Here is an 18,613-nt window from a genome sequence, read left to right as displayed (position 1 = left end):
CAAACGCTGCGTGTTCCGCCGACTGCTGGTAAGGCCCGTCGTGTCGCCGTCGCCCGGTACGACGGGGGCGGGGGTGGTGCCCGGCACCACCCCCGCCCCCCGTCCTCCGAACCCGTCAGGAGATGTCGCGCCGGCGGGTGATCGCGACGCCGACCACCCCGCTGACCACCGCGTAGCCGATCAGCACGAGCGCGCCGACCCACCACTCGGGGGTGAAGTCCGTCTGGCCCTCGCTGACCATGACGGTCGAGGCGACGGCCGGCCAGATCACCTGCCACTTGGCCACGGCCTGGTTCTCCAGCACGTTCGCCAGCAGCATGAACAGCAGCCCCACCACCTGCGTGCCGACCAGGTAGAGCACCGCGGCGGTGATCACCGCGCCGAGCTGGTTGGTGATCAGCGTGCCGATCCCCACGCCGAGGACCGTCCAGATCGCGTACGCCAGCAGGTTGAGCAGCAGCGCCCGCTGCACGGCCCACTCGTCGAGCAGGGTTCCGTAGTCGTTGATCGACAGGAAGACCGCCCCGGCGGCCAGGTCGATCACGGTGGTCACCAGCCAGAACCCGAAGCCCAGCAGGCTCGCCGCGACGAGCTTGCTGAGGATCACCGACGTGCGCCGCGGCGTGGACAGGAACGTCGTGGTCGCCGTCTGGTGGAAGAACTCGTTGGTGACCATCAGGATGCCGATCAGCATCACGAACATCAGGCCCAGGTACTGCCCGGAGGTGTAGAGGTTGGCGGCCTGCGCCGCCGCGGACGCCATGTCGCCGGTGACGCCCAGGCTCTCGCCCTTGCCGCTCAGCGTCTCGTCGGCGACCCAGGCGTTGAACGCGAACGCCAGCGCGATCGACAGGAACGCGCCGATGGCCAGCCACCACCACGTGCTGGTGGTGCGGATCTTGAGCAGCTCGGATCGGACGAGGTTCATCGGATGCCCGCCTTTCCGGCCGTCAGCTCCAGGAAGACCCGTTCCAGGTCGGGCCGTTCCGTGGTCAGTTCGTGTAGTTCGACGCCGGCGGCCAGGGCGACCCGGCCCACGGTCGGGGCGTCCACCCCGCCCACCAGCAGGGCGCCGTGCTCGTCGACGTCGACGGTGGCCGGGCCGTCCTTCAGCGCCACGGTCAGCGCGTCGGCCTGCGGGGTGCGCACGCGCACCCGGATGCCCTGCGCCATCGACCCGATCACGTGCTCGACCGTGCCCTGCCGGACGAGCTGGCCGGCGGCGATGATCACCACGTCGTCGGCGAGCAGCTGCATCTCGGACAGCAGGTGGCTGGAGACCAGCACGGTGCGGCCCTCGTGCGCGAGGTTCTTGAGGAACCCGCGCATCCACCGGATGCCCTCCGGGTCCAGGCCGTTGGCCGGCTCGTCGAGGATCAGCACCCGGGGGTCGCCGAGCATCGCGGCGGCGATGCCGAGCCGCTGCTTCATGCCGAGCGAGTAGCCCTTGAACTTGCGGTTCGCCGCCGGCGTGAGCCCGACCAGCGCCAGCGCCTCGTCGGCCCGCTGCTTCGGCAGCCCCGCCGCCGCGCAGAGCACCCGCAGGTGGTTGATCCCGGTGCGGCCCTTGTGCGCGCTGGACGCCTCCAACACCGCGCCGACGTGCCGCAGCGGGTCGGTCAGGTCGGCGTACCGGCGGCCGCTGATGGTCGCCTGCCCGCCGGTCGGGGTGACCAGGTTCAGCAGCATGCGCAGGGTGGTGGTCTTGCCGGCGCCGTTGGGGCCGAGGAACCCGGTCACCCGCCCCGGCTCGACCGTGAAGGACAGATTGTTCACGGCCCGGACGTTCTTGTACTGCTTCGTCAGGCCGGACACCACGATCTGACCGTCACTTGTGGGGCTTCGCTGCCCGTCAGTCATTGCTCTCCTTCGTGCGGGGCGTCGGGGTACGCCGTGACACAGCGTGGCGGGCGGGCGCAACGAGGTCAATCAGGCGCGCTCCGTAGATCCACCTCCGCCTCAGGCAGGAGGCCCTCCTCCCCAGGAACGACTACCCGCCGGCCGCCGACACGGCGATCCAGGTCGCCCGGGCCCAGGCAAGGAGGGTGCCGTCGGGGGCGTACAGGCTGGTGTGCACGAGCGCCTTGCGGCCCTCGCCGTCGACCATCGCGCCGGTCACCACGCACTCGTCGCCCGGCTCGGGCAGCGCCGCGACCACCGCCGCGATCCGGCCGAGGACGTACGGTCGGCCGGGGGCGATGACGGCCCAGCCGCCGGGGCAGTCCAGCGCCGCCCAGACCGTGGCGGGGGTGACCGATTCCGGCGCGCGGAACGGCGCGGCGGTCCGGCCGTCCGGCAGCCGGCCGGGGAAGATCCGCAGGCCGTCGGGGCGGTCCGGGCCGCAGACGTAGCAGCCCGGGAAGGGGTGGTCCACCAGTCCGGGGTACGCCGCCGACGCGGCCCGTGCGGCCGGCAGGTCCACCGGCGGCACGACCGCGCGGGGATCCTCCGTGGGGCGGACCTGGGCGACGACCAGGCCCTCCGGGTCGCGGACCTCCCCGTCGACGAGAGTGAGCAGGGTCTCCAGCGGGGGCGGGCGGCGCAGCGTCACCTCGACCGGCCCCGGGGCGCCGGACGCGGCGGCGAAGACCCCGGCGCTCCAGCCGCCGTTGCCCGAGCCGGGCGGCCCGTTGTGGCGCGACTCGATGATCATCAGACACCTCCCGCGGCGCGGCGTCCGGCCCCGTCGCCGGCCCGCCCCCGGCAGCCTCGCACGCCCGCCGGCCGGCCCCGCCACGGGTCGCCGACCGCCGTTCACCTCATCGACACTCCTCACCCCAACGCCCGGCAACCCGGGCCGCCTACACAGGTGCCATGGCCGTTCTGCACGCCGCTGGCGCACCCCTGACGACCAGCGGATACACCCTGCTGATCGCCGACGACCCGAGCGAGGTCGCGGCCGCGCAACGCCTCCGTCACGAGGTGTTCGCCACCGAGCTCGGCGCCACCCTCCGCCCCGACGCCGCCGGACGCGACGTCGACGAGTTCGACCCGTACTGCGACCACCTGATCGTCCGGCAGGAGAGCACGGGCGAGGTCGTCGGCACGTACCGGCTCCTCCCGCCGGGCCGCACCGACCGCCGGTACGCCGAGACCGAGTTCGACCTCGCGGCGCTCGACCCGCTCCGGGAGCAGTTGGTCGAGGCCGGTCGCTCCTGCGTGCACCCCGACCACCGCTCCGGCGCCGTTATCAACCTGATGTGGGCCGGCATCACCCGCGACCTGCACCTGCGGGGGTCGCGCTGGCTCGGCGGCTGCGCGTCGGTGCCGGTGGCCGACGGGGGTGGGGCCGCCGCCGCGGTGTGGGACGAGGTCCGGGCCCGGCACCTGGCCCCGCCGCCGCTGCGGGTGCGTCCACGCCGCCCCTGGTTCGCCGAGCCGGGCGCGACGACCGGGCCGGCCGACGGTCCGGCGGGGCGGGGCGTGCTGCCGCCACTGCTGCGTGGCTACCTGCGCCTCGGCGCCTGGGTCTGCGGGGAACCCGCGTACGACCCGGAGTTCGGGGTGGCCGACTTCTACGTGCTCTTCTCCCTGGACCGGATGAACCCCCGCTACCTGCGGCACTTCCTGGGCGGGGCCGAGCGGTGAGTGCGACACCTCTCTGGCTGCCCGCGTCGGGCTGCGGGCCGGCCTGCCTCCCGGTCGCCGACGCGGCCGGCGCCGCGCCGGCGACCCGGCGCGCGGCCCGGCTGCTGGCGGTGCTCGGGATGCTGTTGGCGGGCACGGTGCTGGCCGCGCTGCTGCCGGTGCTGCCGGCGAGGGAGCGGGCCGTGGCCGTGCGCGGCTGGGCCCGGGGGGCGCTGCGCGCCCTCGGCGTACGCCTGGTGGTGCGCGGCCGTGCGCCGCGGCGGCCGGCGTTGCTGGTGGCCAACCACGTCTCCTGGCTGGACGTGCTGGCGCTGCTGGCCGTCGCGCCGGCCCGGATGGTGGCCAAGCGGGAGGTGCGGTCCTGGCCGCTGGTCGGGCTGCTCGCGACCGCGGCCGGCACCGTCCTGGTCGACCGGGCCCGGCCGCGCGACCTGCCGGCGACGGTGGCCCGGGTCGCCGCCACCCTGCGCGCCGGCCGCCCGGTGGCGGTCTTCCCGGAGGGTACGACGTGGTGCGGGGCCGCCGACGCGGTCGGCTGCCGCCCCGGCCGGGGGTTCCGCCCGGCCCTGTTCCAGGCGGCGATCGACGCCGGGGCGCCGGTGGTGCCGCTACGGATCGGCTACACGTGCGCGGCGACCGGCGTGCCGACCACGGCCGCCGCCTTCGTCGGCGACGACAACCTGTTCCGCTCGCTGGGTCGGGTGCTCGCCGCCCGCGACCTGGAGGTCCGGGTGACCGTCTCCGCCGCGCTGCACCCCGCGCGGGACGCCGACCGTCGGCTGCTCGCCCGGACGGCCGAGTCGGCCGTGCACCTCGTGCCACCGCCGGCCGGGGCGGCGGCCCCGGGCGCGCCGGTCCCCGTGCCGGTGCTGTCCCCGCCGGTGCTGTCCGCGCCGGTCCCTGTGCCGGTGCTGTCCCCGCCGGTGCTGTCCGCGCCCGTCGCCGTGCCGGTGCCGTCCCCGCCGGTCGCCGCGCCGTCGGAACCGGGGCCGCCCACCGGGCCGGCCGGACCGGAGCGGAGGCTCGACCTGGCCGCCTGACCCCCGCCGGCGAGGACCGTCCGCCGTCCGGCGGCCTCGCTTGCCATATCGCGATGTATCGCGTTAGTGTCCTGCCGTGGTACGCGCCGGGTCGGCGCGTCACCGGAGGGAGGACCGATGACCGGCTGGACCGTGGACGCCCCGCAGCGGCTCACCCTGGACGGGCCGGTCACCCGGCTGGACGTCCACCTGCTCAGCGGCCGCCTCAACGTGGTGGCCGCCGACGGCCCAGCCCGGGTCGACGTCACCCGGGTCGGTCGCCGGCCGGTCCTGGTCGAGCACCGGGACGGTCGGCTCTCCGTACGCCAGCAGCGGCGCCGGCGGTGGTCGGAGTTCGTCTGGTGGGTGGGGCCGCTGGCCCGGCTGGCCCGGGTCGACGTCTCCGTCGCGGTCCCCGCCGACGTGCTGGCCGACCTCGAACTGGTCGAGGGCTCGCTGGTCGCGTCGGGCCTGCGCGGCCGGACCCGGGTGGAGGTGACGGCGGGGCGGATCACGCTGATGGGGCTGCGCGGCCCGACGTCGGCGAAGACCACGTCGGGCCCGGTCGAGGCGCTCGGCGTGTCCGGCGACCTCGACCTGGAGACGGTCTCGGGCGAGGTGACCGTCGCCGACAGCGCGGCCGGGCAGGTGCGCGCGACCACCGTCACCGGCGCCATCACCTGCGATCTGGACAACCCCCGACGCAGCGACATCCGGCTCAGCACGATCTCCGGCGGCATCACCGTCCGCGTCCGCGAGGACAGCGACCTCGCCGTGCGTCTGCACACCACGTCGGGCCGGATCACCAGCGGCTTCGCCCAGGTGCGGGGCAGCGCCGCCCCCGGGGCGGTGGTCGACAGCGAGGGAGTGCTCGGCGCGGGCGAGGGTAAGCTCTGGGCTTCCGCCACCTCGGGCAGCATCGCGCTGCTCGCCCGCCGGGTGGACGACCAGGAAGGGGAGCTGCCGTGACCGCCGTGTTCAGTCACGGGCGGCTCCGGCTCTACCTGCTCAAGCTCCTCGATGACGGCCCGAAGCACGGCTACGAGCTGATCCGCCTGCTGGAGGAGCGGTTCCTCGGCCACTACGCGCCCAGCGCCGGCACCATCTACCCCCGGCTGCAGCGGATGGAGGCCGACGGGCTCGTCACCCACACCGCCGTCGGCGGCCGCAAGGTCTACGAGATCACCGAGGCCGGCCGGGCCGAGCTGCGCCAGCGGGCCGGCGAGCTGGCCGCCCTGGAGTCGGACATCGCGGCCTCGGTCGAGGACCTGTCCGCGCTGGCCGGGGAGATCCGCGACGAGGTACGCGGCTCGGTCCGCGACCTGAAGCGGGAGCTGCGCGAGGCGGCGCGGCAGACCCGACGGGCCCGCTGGACGCCCCCGGCGCCCGGTCCGGCGCCCGCCCCCGGCCCCGCCCCCGGCCCCGCCCCAGGGCCGGGAACGACGCCGCTCGCCGAGTTCGACCAGCGGCTGGCGGCCTTCGCCGTCGAGGTGGGCGCCCTGGTGCGGGCCCGCAGGCTCACCGATTCGCAGCTGCGTACGGCGATCCGGCTGCTCGACGGCGCGTTGGACGGGCTGCGGCGGCTCCTGCGCTGATCACGACGGTCGGCTCACAGGCTTTTTCCAGGAAGTGCCCAGCGCGGACGCAGCGAGAGCGCGGATGATGGGCGCATGGCCGCTACCCAGACCGAGGCGCGACTGCTCGTCGTCGAGGACGACCCCAACATCCTCGAACTGCTCTCCGCGAGCCTGCGCTTCGCGGGCTTCGACGTGGCCACCGCGACGAGCGGCAGCGCCGCCCTGCACGCCGCCAAGGACCACCGGCCCGACCTGGTCGTGCTCGACGTGATGCTGCCCGACCTGGACGGCTTCGAGGTCATCCGGATGCTCCGCGAGGGCGGCACGCGCACGCCCGTGGTCTTCCTCACCGCGCGCGACGCCACCGACGACAAGATCCGCGGGCTGACCCTGGGCGGGGACGACTACGTCACCAAGCCGTTCAGCCTGGAGGAGCTGACCGCCCGGATCCGGGCGGTGCTGCGGCGGACCAGCACCGGCGAGCAGGCGCCCTCCCGGCTGACCTTCGCCGACCTGGAGCTGGACGAGGAGACCCACGAGGTGCACCGGGCCGGCCAGCGGGTGCAGCTCTCGCCGACGGAGTTCAAGCTGCTGCGCTACCTGATGCTGAACGCCAACCGGGTGCTGTCGAAGGCGCAGATCCTCGACCACGTGTGGAACTACGACTTCCGGGGCGACGACAACATCGTCGAGTCCTACATCTCCTACCTGCGCCGCAAGGTGGACAACACCCAGCCCCGGCTGATCCACACCCTGCGGGGCGTCGGGTACGTGCTACGCAAGCCGGCGGCGTGAACCCGGTCCACCAGGGGAAGGCATGGCTGCGCGGCGTCCCGCTGCGGGTGAAGCTGGTCGCCGCGGTGCTCGCCCTGGTCGCCGCCGCCCTCCTGGTGATCAGCTCGCTGACCACCGTCTTCCTCCGGGGCTACCTCATCGAGCAGGTGGACGAGGAACTGAGCCGCACCACCGGCTCGGTGGCCGCGGTGTTGAACCTGTACAAGGAAGGCCAGAAAGGCACCACCACGCTGCCCAGCGACTTCATCATCTCGTTGGCCCAGCCGGCCGGGGTGATGTCGCCCGAGTACGACAGCCGCAACATTCGCCCGGAACAGCTGCCGCGGCTACCGAGCACCACCAAGGGGTTCGCCGCGCTGACCGGCGAGCCGCGCACGGTGCTCGCGCAGGACCACAGGTCTCGCTGGCGGATGCTCTACACCCAGTTGGACGACGGCGAGATCCTGGCCGTCGGCCAGCACCTCACCGACGTCGACCAGGCCGTCAAGCAGCTGATCTGGATTGACCTGCTGGTCGGCGGGTCGGTGCTGATCCTGCTCGCCTCGATCGGCGCGGCGATCGTCCGGACCAGCCTGAAACCGCTGGTGGAGATCGAGCGTACGGCCGCCGCCATCGCCGGCGGTGACCTCACCCGGCGGGTGCCCGACCCGGAGGAGGGGCAACCCGTACCGACCTCGGAGCTGGGCCGGCTCTCCCGGGCGCTGAACGCCATGCTGACGCAGATCGAGGCCGCCTTCACCGCCCGGGCCGCCTCGGAGACCGCCGCCCGGGCCGCCGAGACCACGGCGCGGGACGCGGCTGGCGCGGCGCGGGCGTCCGAGGCGCGGGCCCGGCGCTCGGAGGAGCGGATGCGGCAGTTCGTCGCGGACGCGTCGCACGAGCTGCGGACGCCGCTGACCACCATCCGGGGCTTCGCCGAGCTGTACCGGCAGGGCGCGGCGAGCGCGCCGGAGCAGACCGCCGACCTGCTGCGCCGCATCGAGCAGGAGGCGGCCCGGATGGGGCTGCTGGTGGAGGACCTGCTGCTGCTGGCCCGGCTGGACCGGGAACGGCCGCTCGCCCTCGCCCCGGTGGAGCTGCCCGTGCTGGCCAGCGACGCGGTCGAGGCCGCCCGGGTGGTAACGCCGGAGCGCCGGGTGGAGCTGGAGATCGAGCCCGGGTCCGGCCCGCTGGTGGTCTACGGCGACGACGCCCGGCTTCGTCAGGTGATCGGCAACCTGATGACCAACGCCCTCACGCACACCCCGCCGGACGCCTCGGTGACCCTGCGGCTGCGGGCCGAGCCGGGCAACCTGGCCGTGGTGGAGGTGGCTGACACCGGCCCCGGGCTCACCCCGGACCAGGCGGAGCGGGTCTTCGAGCGCTTCTACCGGGTGGACGCGGCGCGTACCCGGCGGGCCGGCGGCAACACCGGCACCGGGCTCGGCCTGGCCATCGTGGCGGCGCTGGTGCGCGCGCACCACGGCACCGTCGAGGTGGCCGAAACCCCGGGCGGGGGCGCGACCTTCCGGGTCCGGCTGCCGCTCGTGCCCGACATCGAGGGTGATGGCGAGTGACTTTCAGCCAACATTCAGGCCGGTTCCAGGCTGGTCGCAGTGGCCCGAGCGAAGGTGGATCCATGACCGAGTACGAGTCCGACCCGCAGCGCCGGCCGGCCACCACCGACGCCGAGCCGTCGCACCCCACCGCCGAGCTGCCGCGCGTCGAGCGCGCGCAGTCCGACTCCCGCCCCGACCCCGCCCCGGCCGCCCTCGGGGACACCGCCGCCCCGGCGGCGGCCGCATCCGCCGCCCCGGCGTCGGCCGCACCCGAAGCGACGGGCGGCGACGCCTTCCGTACCGCCGAGCCGGGCCGGACCACCGACGCCCCGGTCGCGGGCGACGTCGCAGCGCGCGCCCCGGAGCCGGCCCGCGCCCCCGAGGGCGTCACCGCCCCGGACGCGGTCCGTGGCCCCGGCGTCCCGGCCGGGCAGCCCACCCCGGCGGGACCGTTCCCACCCGCCACGGCCGCCCCGCCCGCCCCGCCCTACCCCGTGTCCGGCCAGGCACCGGGCGGCCACCCGCACGCGGCCGGGCAGCCCGGCCAGCCGCAGGGCACGCCGTACCCGGGCGCGCCGTGGTACGGCCAGCAGTCCGGCTGGAGCGGCGGGGGACAGCCGGGACAGCTGGGGGTGGGCTACGGCCAGCACCCGCACCACCCGGGCCAGCCGGTGCCGCCCTGGGCCCCCGCGCCGGCGGTCGGCCCCCGGCCGGGCCGGATCGCCAAGCTCGCCGGCGCCGGCGTCGCGGTCTTCGCACTGATGCTCGGCTCGGGCGTCGCCGGCGGGGCGCTCGCGCTCGCCGTGGACGGCGACTCCGGGATCACCCGCACCTACTCCGCCGCGCCGGTGATCAACAGCGCCGACCTGCCCCGGATCGCCGCCGCCGTGCAGCCCAGCGTCGTCTCCATCGCCACCGACAGCGGCGAGGGCTCCGGCGTGATCCTCACCGCCGACGGCTACGTGCTCACCAACAACCACGTCGTCGCCTCCGCCGGCCAGGACAGCGTCCGGGTGGTCTTCGCCGACGGCAAGACCGTCCAGGCCCGGATCGTCGGCACCGACCCGAAGACCGACCTGGCGGTGGTGAAGGCCGCCGGCGTCAGCGACCTGAAGCCGGCCACGTTCGGCGACAGCGACGCGATGCAGGTTGGCGACCAGGTGCTCGCCCTCGGCAGCCCGCTGGGCCTCCAGGGCTCGGTCACCGCCGGCATCCTCAGCGCCCGCGACCGCACCATCCAGGCCGGCAGCGGCCAGCAGCGGCAGGAGCCGGGCCAGGGCGCCAGCTCGATCGCCGGGCTGCTCCAGACCGACGCGCCGATCAACCCGGGCAACTCCGGTGGCGCGCTGGTCAACACCCGGGGCGAGGTGATCGGCATCAACACCGCGATCGCCACCGCCGGTCAGGGCAGCACCGGCAACATCGGCGTCGGCTTCGCGATCCCCAGCAACAAGGCCGAGGACGTGGCCGGCAAGCTCCAGCGGGGTGAGAAGGTCAGCCACCCGTCGCTCGGGGTCAGCGTGACGGCCGCCGAGGGCGGCGGGGCGCTGGTCGCCGCCGTCACCTCCGGCAGCGCCGCCGAGAAGGCCGGGCTCCAGCGCGGCGACGTGATCACCCGGTTCGGCGACACGGTGGTCAACGACTCGGACGACCTGGTCGGCGCCGTGCAGGCCGGCAAGGTCGGCGACCGGGTAGCGGTGACCTACAAGCGCAACGGCGCCGAATCCACCGCAACCGTGACGCTCGCCGAGACGTCGTAACCCGTAACCGAGACTTTCCTCCTCCCTCCGGCGGCGGGTGGCGGGGCCAAGGGGGTTGGCTCCGTCACCCGCCGCTTCCTCTGACGGCGGTTCGCCCGGTGCGGGTGAGCCGCCGTCACCCGTCGGGCCGGCATCGTCGGTGGCAGACCGGCGATGGCGTACGGAGGGATGCGATGACCACGGCAGCGGCCGTCCGGACCGACGATCGGATCCAACGGGACGTGCTCGACGAGCTGGCCTGGGACGCCCAGGTGCAGCCGAACGACATCGGGGTGACCGTCGCCGACGGCGTGGTCACGCTGACCGGTTGGGTGGACGGCTCCGCCCGTAAGTGGGCGGCGCAACGCTGCGCGCAGCGCGTACGCGGGGTGCGGGCGGTCGCCGACGACATCGAGGTGCGCCTGCCCGGCGAGGCGGGGCGTACGGACGCCGAGATCGCGATCGCGGTGAGTCGGGCGCTGGAGTGGGACAGCTTCGTCCCCGCCGAGCTGCTGGACGTCACGGTTGCCAACGGGTGGGTGATGCTGCGCGGCGAGGTGGAGTTCGGCTGGCAGCGGCGTACCGCCGAACGGGAGGTGCGCCGGCTGCGCGGCGTGCGCGGGGTGACGAACCTGGTCGAGGTGCGCCCCGCCGCCCGTCCGGACGCCGAGCGGATCCGGCGCGACCTGCAGCGGGCGCTGCTGCGGGGGATCGGCACCGAACGGGTGACCGTCGAGCTGGACGGGGACACGGTGATCCTCGGTGGCGTGGTCCGTTCCTGGTGGGAACGGGACGAGGCGGAGCGGCTGGCCTGGTCCGCCGCGGGAGTGCGGGCGGTGCGGGACCGCCTCCTCGTGGGCGGGTGAACGCCCGGCTTGTCCGGTTTAGCCGTGCCGTCACCGGGAAACCGTCCTCGATCCCGCCGTGTGGGGTGACCGGCCGGAGCGCATCCGGCGCCGGCTGCCCACCCGCACCACCGACCGACGGGGAGGACTCGTGGCCGTGAACCACCTGCCGACCGACCGGGCGGCGGAACGGCCGTTGCGGATCGCGATGGTGGTGCCGCCGTGGCTGTCGATGCCCCCGCCCGGCTACGGCGGGCTGGAACAGGTGGTGACCGGCCTGGTGGAGGCGTTGAGCGAGCGGGGACACGCGGTGACCGTGTTCGGGGCGGGTCAGGAGCACGGCACCCCCGCCGACTTCGTCTCCACCGTGCCGGAGCTGCAGTACGAGCGGCTCGGCGAGGCGCTGCCCGAGCTGGCCCACCTGGCCCGGGTCAACCACCTCGTCGACGCGGCCGACTTCGACGTCGTCCACGACCACACCACGATCGGCCCGCTGGTCGCCGGCCGCCGGGCGGTTCCCACCGTGGCCACCGTGCACGGCAACCCCGTGGGCGAGTACGGCGCCGTGCTCAGCGACACCGACCCGGGCGTCGGGCTGGTCGCCATCTCCCACGCCCAGCGCCGGCTCAACCCGCGACTGCCCTGGGTCGGCACGGTGCACAACGCGATGGACGTCCAGGGCATCCCGCACAAGACCGCGCCCAGTCACGGCCCGGTGCTCTGGCTGGCCCGGTTCAGCCCCGACAAGGGCCCGGACGTCGCCATCCGGGCGTGCCGGGTGGCCGGCCTGCCGCTGGTGCTCGCCGGCAAGTGCAACGAGCCGCCCGAACGCCGCTACTTCGAGGAGGCGGTCCGGCCCGTGCTCGGCGAGGACGTCCACGTGGTGCTCGACGCCGACCGGGCGGAGGCGCTGCGGCTGCTGGTCGAGGCCCGGTGCCTGATCATGCCGATCCAGTGGGAGGAGCCGTTCGGCATGGTGATGGTGGAGGCCATGGCGACGGGCACCCCGGTGGTGGCCCTGAACCGGGGGGCCGTGCCGGAACTCGTCCGGCCCGGGGTGACGGGCCTGATCTGCGAGGGCGTGGACGACCTGCCCAGCGCGCTGCGTGCCGTGCCCGGCCTCGACCCGGCGGACTGCGTCGCGCACGTGGCGCAGAACTTCTCCACCGCCCAGATGGCCGCCGGCTACGAGCAGGTGTACCGCCGCTTTATCGCCGACGCGGCCCGGTCCGCCGGGGTCCGGGAGCCGGCCCGGGTGGCCGGGCGTTGACCGTGGCCGGCCGTACCTGACCGGCCCGCTCCGGCGGCCCGCTCAGCCCGCGCCGTCCGGCGCACCGAGGCCCGGCCGGCACCGGCACCGGACGGCCGCTTTCCGGCCCGTGCCAGGATGAGGCCATGGCGCGGGGACCGGTGGCGTTCGTGCTCGGGGGCGGGGGAGTCCTCGGCGCGGTCGAGGTGGGCATGCTGCGGGCCCTGTTCCGGGCCGGGATCCGGCCCGACATGGTGCTCGGCACCTCGATCGGGGCGGTCAACGGCGCCCTGGTCGCCGCCGAACCGTCCGAGGCGGTCACCGACCGGCTGGTCCGGCTCTGGGCCTCGCCGGAGGCGAGCGAGGTGTACGGCGACTCGGTGGCCCGGCAACTGCGCCGGTTCGCCGCCCGGACCCACCTGCACTCGCCCCGCCCGCTGCGCAAGCTGCTGGAGAGCGAGCTGGGCGCGGAGACCACCTTCGCCGACCTCCGGGTGCCGTTCCGCTGTTGCGCCGCGAACATCGAACGGGCCGCCGAGCACTGGTTCGACAGCGGTCCGCTGGTGCCGGCCGTGCTGGCCTCCGCCTCGGTGCCGGGGCTGCTGCCGCCCGCCCGGATCGACGACCAGCACTACGTCGACGGCGGGATCGTCAACTCCATCCCGATCGGCGAGGCCGTCGCCGCCGGCGCCGGGCGGATCTTCGTACTCCAGGTCGGGCGGATCGAGCGGGAGCTGAGCCCGCCCCGGCGGCCCTGGGAGATCGCCCAGGTCGCGTTCGAGATCGCCCGGCGGCACCGGTTCGCCCGGGAGATGGCGGCCCTGCCCGACGGGGTGGAGGTGCACGTGCTGCCCACCGGCGGGCTGAACCCGCGCGACGACACGCCGTGGGCGTACCGGGACATGGCGGCGGTGGGGCGGCGGATCAGCCGGGCCTACACGGCCTCGCGGCACTACCTGGCCACCCAGGTGGAGCGCTGATGCCCCTGCCGCCGCGGTGGGTACGCCGGGTGCTCCTGGCCCCCGGCGTGGTGCTGCTCGCCTTCCTGGTGGTGACCACCCTGCCGGTCTGGGCGCTGCTCGCGGCGGCCGCCTCGCCGCTGGTCCCGGGCCGGCTCCGGCCGCTGCGACTGCTCTGGATCGGCTGCGTCTACCTGGTCTGGGACGCGGCGGCGCTGCTCGCGCTCTTCGGGCTCTGGGTCGCCTCCGGCTTCGGCTGGCGGGCCCGCTCGCCGGCCTTCCAGCGGGCGCACTACGTGCTCGCCGGCTGGTTCCTGCGGGTGCTCTTCTGGCAGGCCCGCTGGACGCTGCACCTGAGCATCGACGTGGTGGGCACCGATCCCGACACGGCCCTGCCCGGCCGGCCTGAACTGGTGCTCTGCCGGCATGCCGGCCCCGGCGACTCGTTCATCCTGATCCACGCCCTGGTGAACTGGTTCAACCGGGAGCCGCGGATCGTGCTCAAGGACAGCCTCCAGTGGGATCCGGCGATCGACGTGCTGCTCAACCGGCTGCCCAACCGCTTCCTCGCGCCCGGTCCGGACGGGCGGGGCTCGGTGACCGAGCAGATCGGGCACCTGGCCGAGGGCCTGGACGACGACGACGCCTTCGTGATCTTCCCGGAGGGCGGCAACTTCACCCCGCGCCGCCGGCTGCGGGCCATCGCGCGGCTGCGCGCGCTGGGCCTGGAGCGCATGGCGCTGCGCGCGGAACGGATGCGGCACGTGCTCGCCCCGCAGCCCGGCGGGCTGCTCGCGGCCCTGGACGCCGCCCCCGACGCCGGGGTGATCTTCGTGGCGCACACCGGCCTGGACCGGATGCTCACCGTGACCGACGTGTGGCGGGAACTGCCGATGGACAAGCGGATCGTCATGCGCTTCTGGTCGGTGCCGCCCGAGGAGGTGCCGACCGGCCGGCAGGAGCGGATCGACTGGCTCTTCGACTGGTGGGCGCGGATCGACGAGTGGATCGCGGCCAATCGGGACGGCGCCGCGTAGGGTGCGCTGGTGGACCAGATCTGCGTGGTGACGACGGTGGTGGACGCGCGGTCGGTCGCCGACGTGCTGGCGGCCGCGGCCGTCGCCGGGCGGCTGGCGGCCTGCGCGCAGGTGGGCGGCCAGGTGGACAGCACCTACTGGTGGCGTTCCGGGGTGGAGACCAGCACCGAGTGGTCGGTGCAGTTCAAGACCGCGCCGGACCGGGCCGCCGCGCTGGTGGAGCAGATCCGCGCCAGCCATCCGTACGAGGTGCCGGAGATCCTGGTGACCCGGGTGGACAGCGGCGACCCCGCGTACGCCGCCTGGGTGCACGAGCACACCCGGCCCTGAGTACGCGCACTCTGGGGCGGTGACGGGAGCCGGCCGACAATGGCCGGGTGCAGAACACCGGTTACCCCTGTCCCGCCTGCGGCGCACCGGCCTCCCTCGGCTCCGGCTGCTCCGGTTGCGGGCGACCGCCGTACCCGGCCGCCGCCGAGGTGATCCGGCTCGACCGGGAGATCGTCGCGCTCGGCGGCGAGGTCGAGCGGGCCCGCGCGGCGTACCAGGGGCTCGTCGACCGGCTGGCGGCGAGCCGGCGGCGCCGGGCGGAGCTGGCCGCCGCGATCCGGGCGGAGTTCCCGGGCCCCGCCGCGCGTCCGGCTCCCGCCGCCGTCCCGGCGTTCGCGCCGGCCCGCCCGGCGCCGGCGTGGCCCGCCGGGGGGCCGGTCGCGCCCATTCCCGCGCCGGCCGCCGTCGGCGGGGCGGAGACCTCGACCCGGACGGTCCAGAGCCTGCTCTTCGTCCTCGGCGGACTGCTGCTGGGCACCGCGGCGGTGGTCTTCACGGCGGTCGCCTGGGCGGCGGTCGGGGTCGCCGGCCGGGCCCTGATCCTGGCCGCGTTCACCGCGCTCGCCCTGGCCGCGCCGCTGGTGGCGGTGCGGCGGGGGCTGCGCGGCACGGCGGAGACCTTCGCCGCGGTGGGGCTGCTGCTGGTGCTCCTCGACGGGTATGCCGCCTGGACGGTGGACCTGTTCGGGGTGGCCGGCTGGCCCGGCACCCGCTACGCCGCGCTGGTCGGGGGGGCCGGCGCGGCGGTCGCGGCCGGCTACGCCCGGCTCAGCGGGCTGACCGTGCCGTGGTTCGCGGCCCTGGTGACCGCGCATCCGGTGCTGCCCCTGCTCGCCGTCGCGGCCCGGCCGGACGCCGCCGGCTGGGCGGTGGTCTTCGTCGGGGTGGCGCTGCTCGACCTGGCGGTGCTGGTCGCGCTGCGCCCTCGGGGCGGCCCGGCGGGCGGCGCCGCGACCCCGGCCGACGGGTCACCGACGGTCGCGGCACCCGGGCCCGGGGCGCCCACGCCGGCGGTGCCGGGGCCGGCGGTCGCGCCGCCCGGTCCGGCCGTCGCGCCACCCGGTGCGGGGGGCGGATCGGGGGAGCGTCCGGTGGTCATCGCCGGGCGCGTCGTCGCCTGGATCGGGTACGCCGGCGCGCTGGCCGTGGCCGCGAGCTGCGCGCTGGTGCCGCTGGCCCTCGGCCGGGCCGCCGGCACCCCGCTGCTGGCCGGGGGCCCGCTGCTGCTGGTGGCGCTGACGTTGCTCGGCGCGGCGGTGTTCACCGGCGGTCGGGTGTTCCGCGCCGTCGCCGCCGGGCTGCTGGTGCCGGTGCTGGCCGGGGCGGTCGTCCGCCCCGTCGCGGAGCTGGGGACGGCACCGGTGCTCACGGCGCTGGTCGTGGTGGCGCTGGCCGGCGCGGTGCGGCTGCTGCCCGCCGGCTGGCGGACCGGTCCCCGGGTCGGCGCGCTGCTGGTGGCCGGCGGGACCGCCCAGCTCGCCGTGCTGGGAGCCGTGGTGCTCGCCGGCGGGGCGGTCGGTCGGTCGCTGCCGCCGTGGCACGGCGCCGCCGCCGGGCCGGACATCGCCCGGGGTTGGCAGTTGCCGGTGGTGATCGCGCTGACCCTGGCGGCCCTGGGGCTGCTGCTGCCCCGGGCCGCCCGGCCGGCGCTGGCCGCGTTCGGCGTGGCGGCCACCGTGCTCGCCGTGCCCGCCGGCTGGCCGTCGCCGTGGCCCGCCGTGGTGGCCCTGGACCTGGCGGCGGGGGTGGGCCTGCTGGCCGTCGGGGTGGGGCGGCCCGGCACCCGGTCCTGGACGGCGGTGACGGCGGCGGCGTCCGGAGCCCTCCTGCTCGGGCACGGGCTGCTGGTGGGGCTCGCCGCCCCCGGCGGGGCGGGGGCGGCGCTCGCGGTGGTCCTGGCCGCCGGGCTCGCCGTGGCCGCCGCCGGGCGGCGCGGCACGGCCGTCCAGCGCGGGATCGCCGGGGTGTCCCTGGCCGTCGCGTCGCCCGCGGTGCCGGCCGTCGCGGCCGTCGCCCTGATCGCGGCCGGAGCGCCGGCCTGGTGGCAGGCGCGGGCGGCGCTGGCCGCCGTCGCGGTGCTGCCGGTCGGGCTGCTCGCGGTCCGCCGGCACTGGCCCGACCTGCGGACGTACGCCTCCGTCGGGCTCGCCGTGGCGGTCGCGCTGGTCGGGTTGGCGCCGGTGGTCGTACCGGCCGACGAATCGGTGGCGCTCTACGCCGCCGTGGCGGTCCTGCTGGTGACGCTGAGCGGTGCGACGCGCTCCGACACGGTCCTGCGGGTGGCCGGCGTCGGGCTGCTGGTGATCTCCCTCGCCGCCGCCGCGCCGGTGGCGTTGACGGTGCTCCTCGCCCCGTACGGCGGGGTGTCGCCCTGGTCCGGGGCGCCCGCGGTCGAGCCCGTCCCGGAGGCGTTCCCGGCCGGCGTGGCGCTGGCCGCGCTGGCGGTGGCCGCGCTGCTGGCGGCGCGGCCCGACCGAGCTGTCCCGGGCGCGGTCGGGCCCGGTGCCGGCAGGGCCGGCGCCGCCGGGGGCGGTGCCGGCAGGTTCGGCGCCGCCGGGGCCGGTGCCGGTACGCCGGGTGCGTTCGGGTCCGGTGCCGGCATGCCAGGCGCCGGCGGAGCGTCGGCGCGCGGCGGGTGGTGGCCGGCCGCGCTCGTCGCGCTGCCGTTCGCGGCGACCGCCCTGCCGGTGCTGCTGGTCGCCGTCGGCGCGCCGTGGCCGGTGGCGCCGGCCGCCACGCTGGCCGTCGGGGTGGTCGCGGTGCTGGTCGCCGCGTTGGCCGCGCCGCGCCCGCTGCTCGCCCCGGTCGGGGCGCCGGTCGGGTTGGCGTTGACCGCCTCCGGGCTGCTCGGGCTGTTGGCCACCAGGGCGGGCACGCTCGCCGGCCTGGGCGTGCTGGTGGTGGCGGCGGCCGTGGTCGGTGTGGCCGCCCGCCGGGACGACGTCCGGCTCGTTGGTCGCCTGGTCGCGGTCGCCGCCGCGACCGGCCTCGCGGTCACCGCGCCGCTGGCCGGCGGGCTGCCGCTGCGGACGGCCGCGTTCAGCGTGCTCGCCGTCGCGGTGCTCACGCTGGCCGCCGCCGCGCTGCTCGGCGGCCAGCGGGCGCCGGTCGGGGCCGCCCCGGCCCGCCAAGCGTCCACCCCGGCGGCGGTGCTGGACGCGGCCGCCCAGGCGGTGGCGCTGGTCGCGCTGCTGCTCGCGGTCGGGGCGCTCCGGCACGCGGCGGCGGTCTGCGTGCTGTGGGGCGCCGCCGTCGCGCTGCGGGTGCTGCGCCCGGGCGAGCCGGCGGGCCGCCGCTGGGCGTTCGCGGGCATCGCCGGCGGCAGCGAGCTGCTCGGCGGCTGGCTGCTGCTGGCCGCCGGGGGAGTGGCGGTCCTGGAGGCGTACACGGTGCCGGCGGCGGTGCTGGCCCTCGGGGCGGGCGTGGCGGCGCTGCGCACCCGGCCCGGGCTGACCAGTTGGCTGGCGCTCGGCCCGGGGCTCGCGGCCGCGCTGCTGCCGAGCCTGGTGTCGGTGCTGGTGGCGCCGGATCCCCAGCCGTGGCGGCGGCTGCTGCTGGGGGCCGCCGCGCTCGGCACGGTGCTCGCCGGGGCGACCCGTCGCTGGCAGGCGCCGGTGCTGCTCGGCGGGGTGACCCTGGCGCTGCTCGCGCTGCACGAGCTGGTCCGCGGGTGGGACCTGCTGCCCCGGTGGATCTTCCTGGCCGTCGGCGGGTTCGCGCTGATCGGTCTCGCCGCCACGTACGAGCGCCGGCGGCGGGACCTGGCCCGGCTCCGGGCCGCCGTCGGCCGGATGGGCTGACCGCCGGGGTCCGCGCCCGCCGGCCGGGGGTAGGGCAGGCCCTACCCCCGGCCGGGGGGTGGACAGGGTTACTCAGCGCAACCGTTCTCGGGAGACTGGACGGCAGGGGCGCGCCGGCCGGCGCGGTATCCGGGATC

General features: G+C 76.3%; 15 protein-coding genes and 2 pseudogenes. 14 read left to right on the top strand and 3 right to left on the bottom strand.

Annotation, left to right across the window (positions count from 1 at the left end; genetic code table 11):
- Positions 1-115 precede the first annotated feature (115 nt).
- The 3 genes from ACGF5G_RS10655 to ACGF5G_RS10645 form a co-directional block, all read right to left on the bottom strand.
- Positions 116-928, bottom strand: a complete 813-nt coding sequence (locus tag ACGF5G_RS10655) for an ABC transporter permease (RefSeq protein WP_350703731.1) — start codon at positions 926-928, stop codon at positions 116-118.
- Positions 925-1,860, bottom strand: a complete 936-nt coding sequence (locus tag ACGF5G_RS10650; RefSeq protein WP_393261184.1) for an ABC transporter ATP-binding protein — start codon at positions 1,858-1,860, stop codon at positions 925-927. The genes ACGF5G_RS10655 and ACGF5G_RS10650 overlap by 4 nt, the downstream gene beginning before the upstream one ends.
- A gap of 130 nt (positions 1,861-1,990) precedes the next feature.
- A complete protein-coding gene (locus tag ACGF5G_RS10645; protein WP_393261182.1) occupies positions 1,991-2,653 on the bottom strand; it encodes a hypothetical protein in 663 nt (220 codons plus the stop codon).
- A 161-nt stretch (positions 2,654-2,814) separates the two neighbouring features.
- On the opposite strand from ACGF5G_RS10645, the gene ACGF5G_RS10640 reads away from it, so the two are divergent.
- From ACGF5G_RS10640 to ACGF5G_RS10575, 14 genes and pseudogenes are all read left to right on the top strand, one after another.
- Complete coding sequence (locus ACGF5G_RS10640) at positions 2,815-3,588, top strand: GNAT family N-acetyltransferase (RefSeq protein ID WP_393261180.1); 774 nt, start codon at positions 2,815-2,817, stop codon at positions 3,586-3,588.
- Positions 3,585-4,628, top strand: a complete 1,044-nt coding sequence (locus tag ACGF5G_RS10635; protein ID WP_393261177.1) for a lysophospholipid acyltransferase family protein — start codon at positions 3,585-3,587, stop codon at positions 4,626-4,628. Before ACGF5G_RS10640 ends, ACGF5G_RS10635 begins: the two co-directional genes overlap by 4 nt.
- Before the next feature lie 117 nt (positions 4,629-4,745).
- Positions 4,746-5,576, top strand: a complete 831-nt coding sequence (locus tag ACGF5G_RS10630) for a DUF4097 domain-containing protein (RefSeq protein ID WP_393261175.1) — start codon at positions 4,746-4,748, stop codon at positions 5,574-5,576.
- On the top strand, positions 5,573-6,202 hold the full coding sequence (locus ACGF5G_RS10625; RefSeq protein ID WP_393261172.1) for a PadR family transcriptional regulator: 630 nt from the start codon (positions 5,573-5,575) through the stop codon (positions 6,200-6,202). The genes ACGF5G_RS10630 and ACGF5G_RS10625 overlap by 4 nt, the downstream gene beginning before the upstream one ends.
- A 75-nt stretch (positions 6,203-6,277) precedes the next feature.
- Positions 6,278-6,979 carry a response regulator transcription factor gene (locus ACGF5G_RS10620; protein WP_091103329.1) on the top strand — a complete coding sequence of 234 codons (702 nt, stop codon included), beginning with the start codon at positions 6,278-6,280 and terminating at the stop codon, positions 6,977-6,979.
- Positions 6,976-7,141 (top strand): annotated as a pseudogene (locus ACGF5G_RS10615) (two-component sensor histidine kinase); the annotation flags it as partial. The gene ACGF5G_RS10620 and the pseudogene ACGF5G_RS10615, both read left to right, overlap by 4 nt.
- Positions 7,142-7,323: 182 nt before the next feature.
- A pseudogene (locus ACGF5G_RS10610) lies at positions 7,324-8,535 on the top strand (ATP-binding protein); the annotation flags it as partial.
- A 62-nt stretch (positions 8,536-8,597) separates the two neighbouring features.
- On the top strand, positions 8,598-10,277 hold the full coding sequence (locus ACGF5G_RS10605; RefSeq protein WP_393261169.1) for a S1C family serine protease: 1,680 nt from the start codon (positions 8,598-8,600) through the stop codon (positions 10,275-10,277).
- Positions 10,278-10,450: 173 nt separating this feature from the next.
- The gene (locus ACGF5G_RS10600) at positions 10,451-11,122 is read left to right on the top strand and encodes a BON domain-containing protein (protein ID WP_393261166.1); all 672 of its coding nucleotides are present in this window, start codon (positions 10,451-10,453) and stop codon (positions 11,120-11,122) included.
- A 187-nt stretch (positions 11,123-11,309) separates the two neighbouring features.
- Positions 11,310-12,371 (top strand): glycosyltransferase family 4 protein, encoded by a 1,062-nt coding sequence (locus ACGF5G_RS10595; RefSeq protein WP_393261675.1) that lies wholly within the window; start codon positions 11,310-11,312, stop codon positions 12,369-12,371.
- 125 nt (positions 12,372-12,496) lie between these two features.
- The gene (locus ACGF5G_RS10590; RefSeq protein WP_393261163.1) at positions 12,497-13,330 is read left to right on the top strand and encodes a patatin-like phospholipase family protein; all 834 of its coding nucleotides are present in this window, start codon (positions 12,497-12,499) and stop codon (positions 13,328-13,330) included.
- Entirely contained in the window at positions 13,330-14,346 is a 1,017-nt protein-coding gene (locus ACGF5G_RS10585) for a 1-acyl-sn-glycerol-3-phosphate acyltransferase (protein ID WP_393261161.1), read from the top strand. The genes ACGF5G_RS10590 and ACGF5G_RS10585 overlap by 1 nt, the downstream gene beginning before the upstream one ends.
- 9 nt (positions 14,347-14,355) lie before the next feature.
- Entirely contained in the window at positions 14,356-14,676 is a 321-nt protein-coding gene (gene cutA / locus ACGF5G_RS10580; protein ID WP_350703705.1) for a divalent-cation tolerance protein CutA, read from the top strand.
- A 47-nt stretch (positions 14,677-14,723) separates the two neighbouring features.
- The gene (locus tag ACGF5G_RS10575) at positions 14,724-18,476 is read left to right on the top strand and encodes an SCO7613 C-terminal domain-containing membrane protein (protein WP_393261159.1); all 3,753 of its coding nucleotides are present in this window, start codon (positions 14,724-14,726) and stop codon (positions 18,474-18,476) included.
- The last annotated feature ends 137 nt before the right edge of the window (positions 18,477-18,613 follow it).

It is taken from the genome of Micromonospora sp. NPDC047730, assembly GCF_043204765.1.
GTDB lineage: Bacteria > Actinomycetota > Actinomycetes > Mycobacteriales > Micromonosporaceae > Micromonospora.
Note: the sequence above shows the minus strand (reverse complement) of the source record. Positions and strands in the feature narration are given on the sequence as shown.

What these genes read in the sequence shown, in the direction of transcription:
- ACGF5G_RS10595 (WP_393261675.1), top strand. Translation starts at nt 11,310, where the DNA reads ATGGTGGTGCCGCCGTGGCTGTCGATGCCCCCGCCCGGCTACGGCGGG.
- ACGF5G_RS10630 (WP_393261175.1), top strand. Translation starts at nt 4,746, where the DNA reads ATGACCGGCTGGACCGTGGACGCCCCGCAGCGGCTCACCCTGGACGGG.
- ACGF5G_RS10645 (WP_393261182.1), bottom strand. Translation starts at nt 2,653, where the DNA reads ATGATCATCGAGTCGCGCCACAACGGGCCGCCCGGCTCGGGCAACGGC.
- ACGF5G_RS10650 (WP_393261184.1), bottom strand. Translation starts at nt 1,860, where the DNA reads ATGACTGACGGGCAGCGAAGCCCCACAAGTGACGGTCAGATCGTGGTG.
- ACGF5G_RS10605 (WP_393261169.1), top strand. Translation starts at nt 8,598, where the DNA reads ATGACCGAGTACGAGTCCGACCCGCAGCGCCGGCCGGCCACCACCGAC.
- ACGF5G_RS10640 (WP_393261180.1), top strand. Translation starts at nt 2,815, where the DNA reads ATGGCCGTTCTGCACGCCGCTGGCGCACCCCTGACGACCAGCGGATAC.
- ACGF5G_RS10655 (WP_350703731.1), bottom strand. Translation starts at nt 928, where the DNA reads ATGAACCTCGTCCGATCCGAGCTGCTCAAGATCCGCACCACCAGCACG.
- ACGF5G_RS10590 (WP_393261163.1), top strand. Translation starts at nt 12,497, where the DNA reads ATGGCGCGGGGACCGGTGGCGTTCGTGCTCGGGGGCGGGGGAGTCCTC.
- ACGF5G_RS10585 (WP_393261161.1), top strand. Translation starts at nt 13,330, where the DNA reads ATGCCCCTGCCGCCGCGGTGGGTACGCCGGGTGCTCCTGGCCCCCGGC.
- ACGF5G_RS10620 (WP_091103329.1), top strand. Translation starts at nt 6,278, where the DNA reads ATGGCCGCTACCCAGACCGAGGCGCGACTGCTCGTCGTCGAGGACGAC.
- ACGF5G_RS10600 (WP_393261166.1), top strand. Translation starts at nt 10,451, where the DNA reads ATGACCACGGCAGCGGCCGTCCGGACCGACGATCGGATCCAACGGGAC.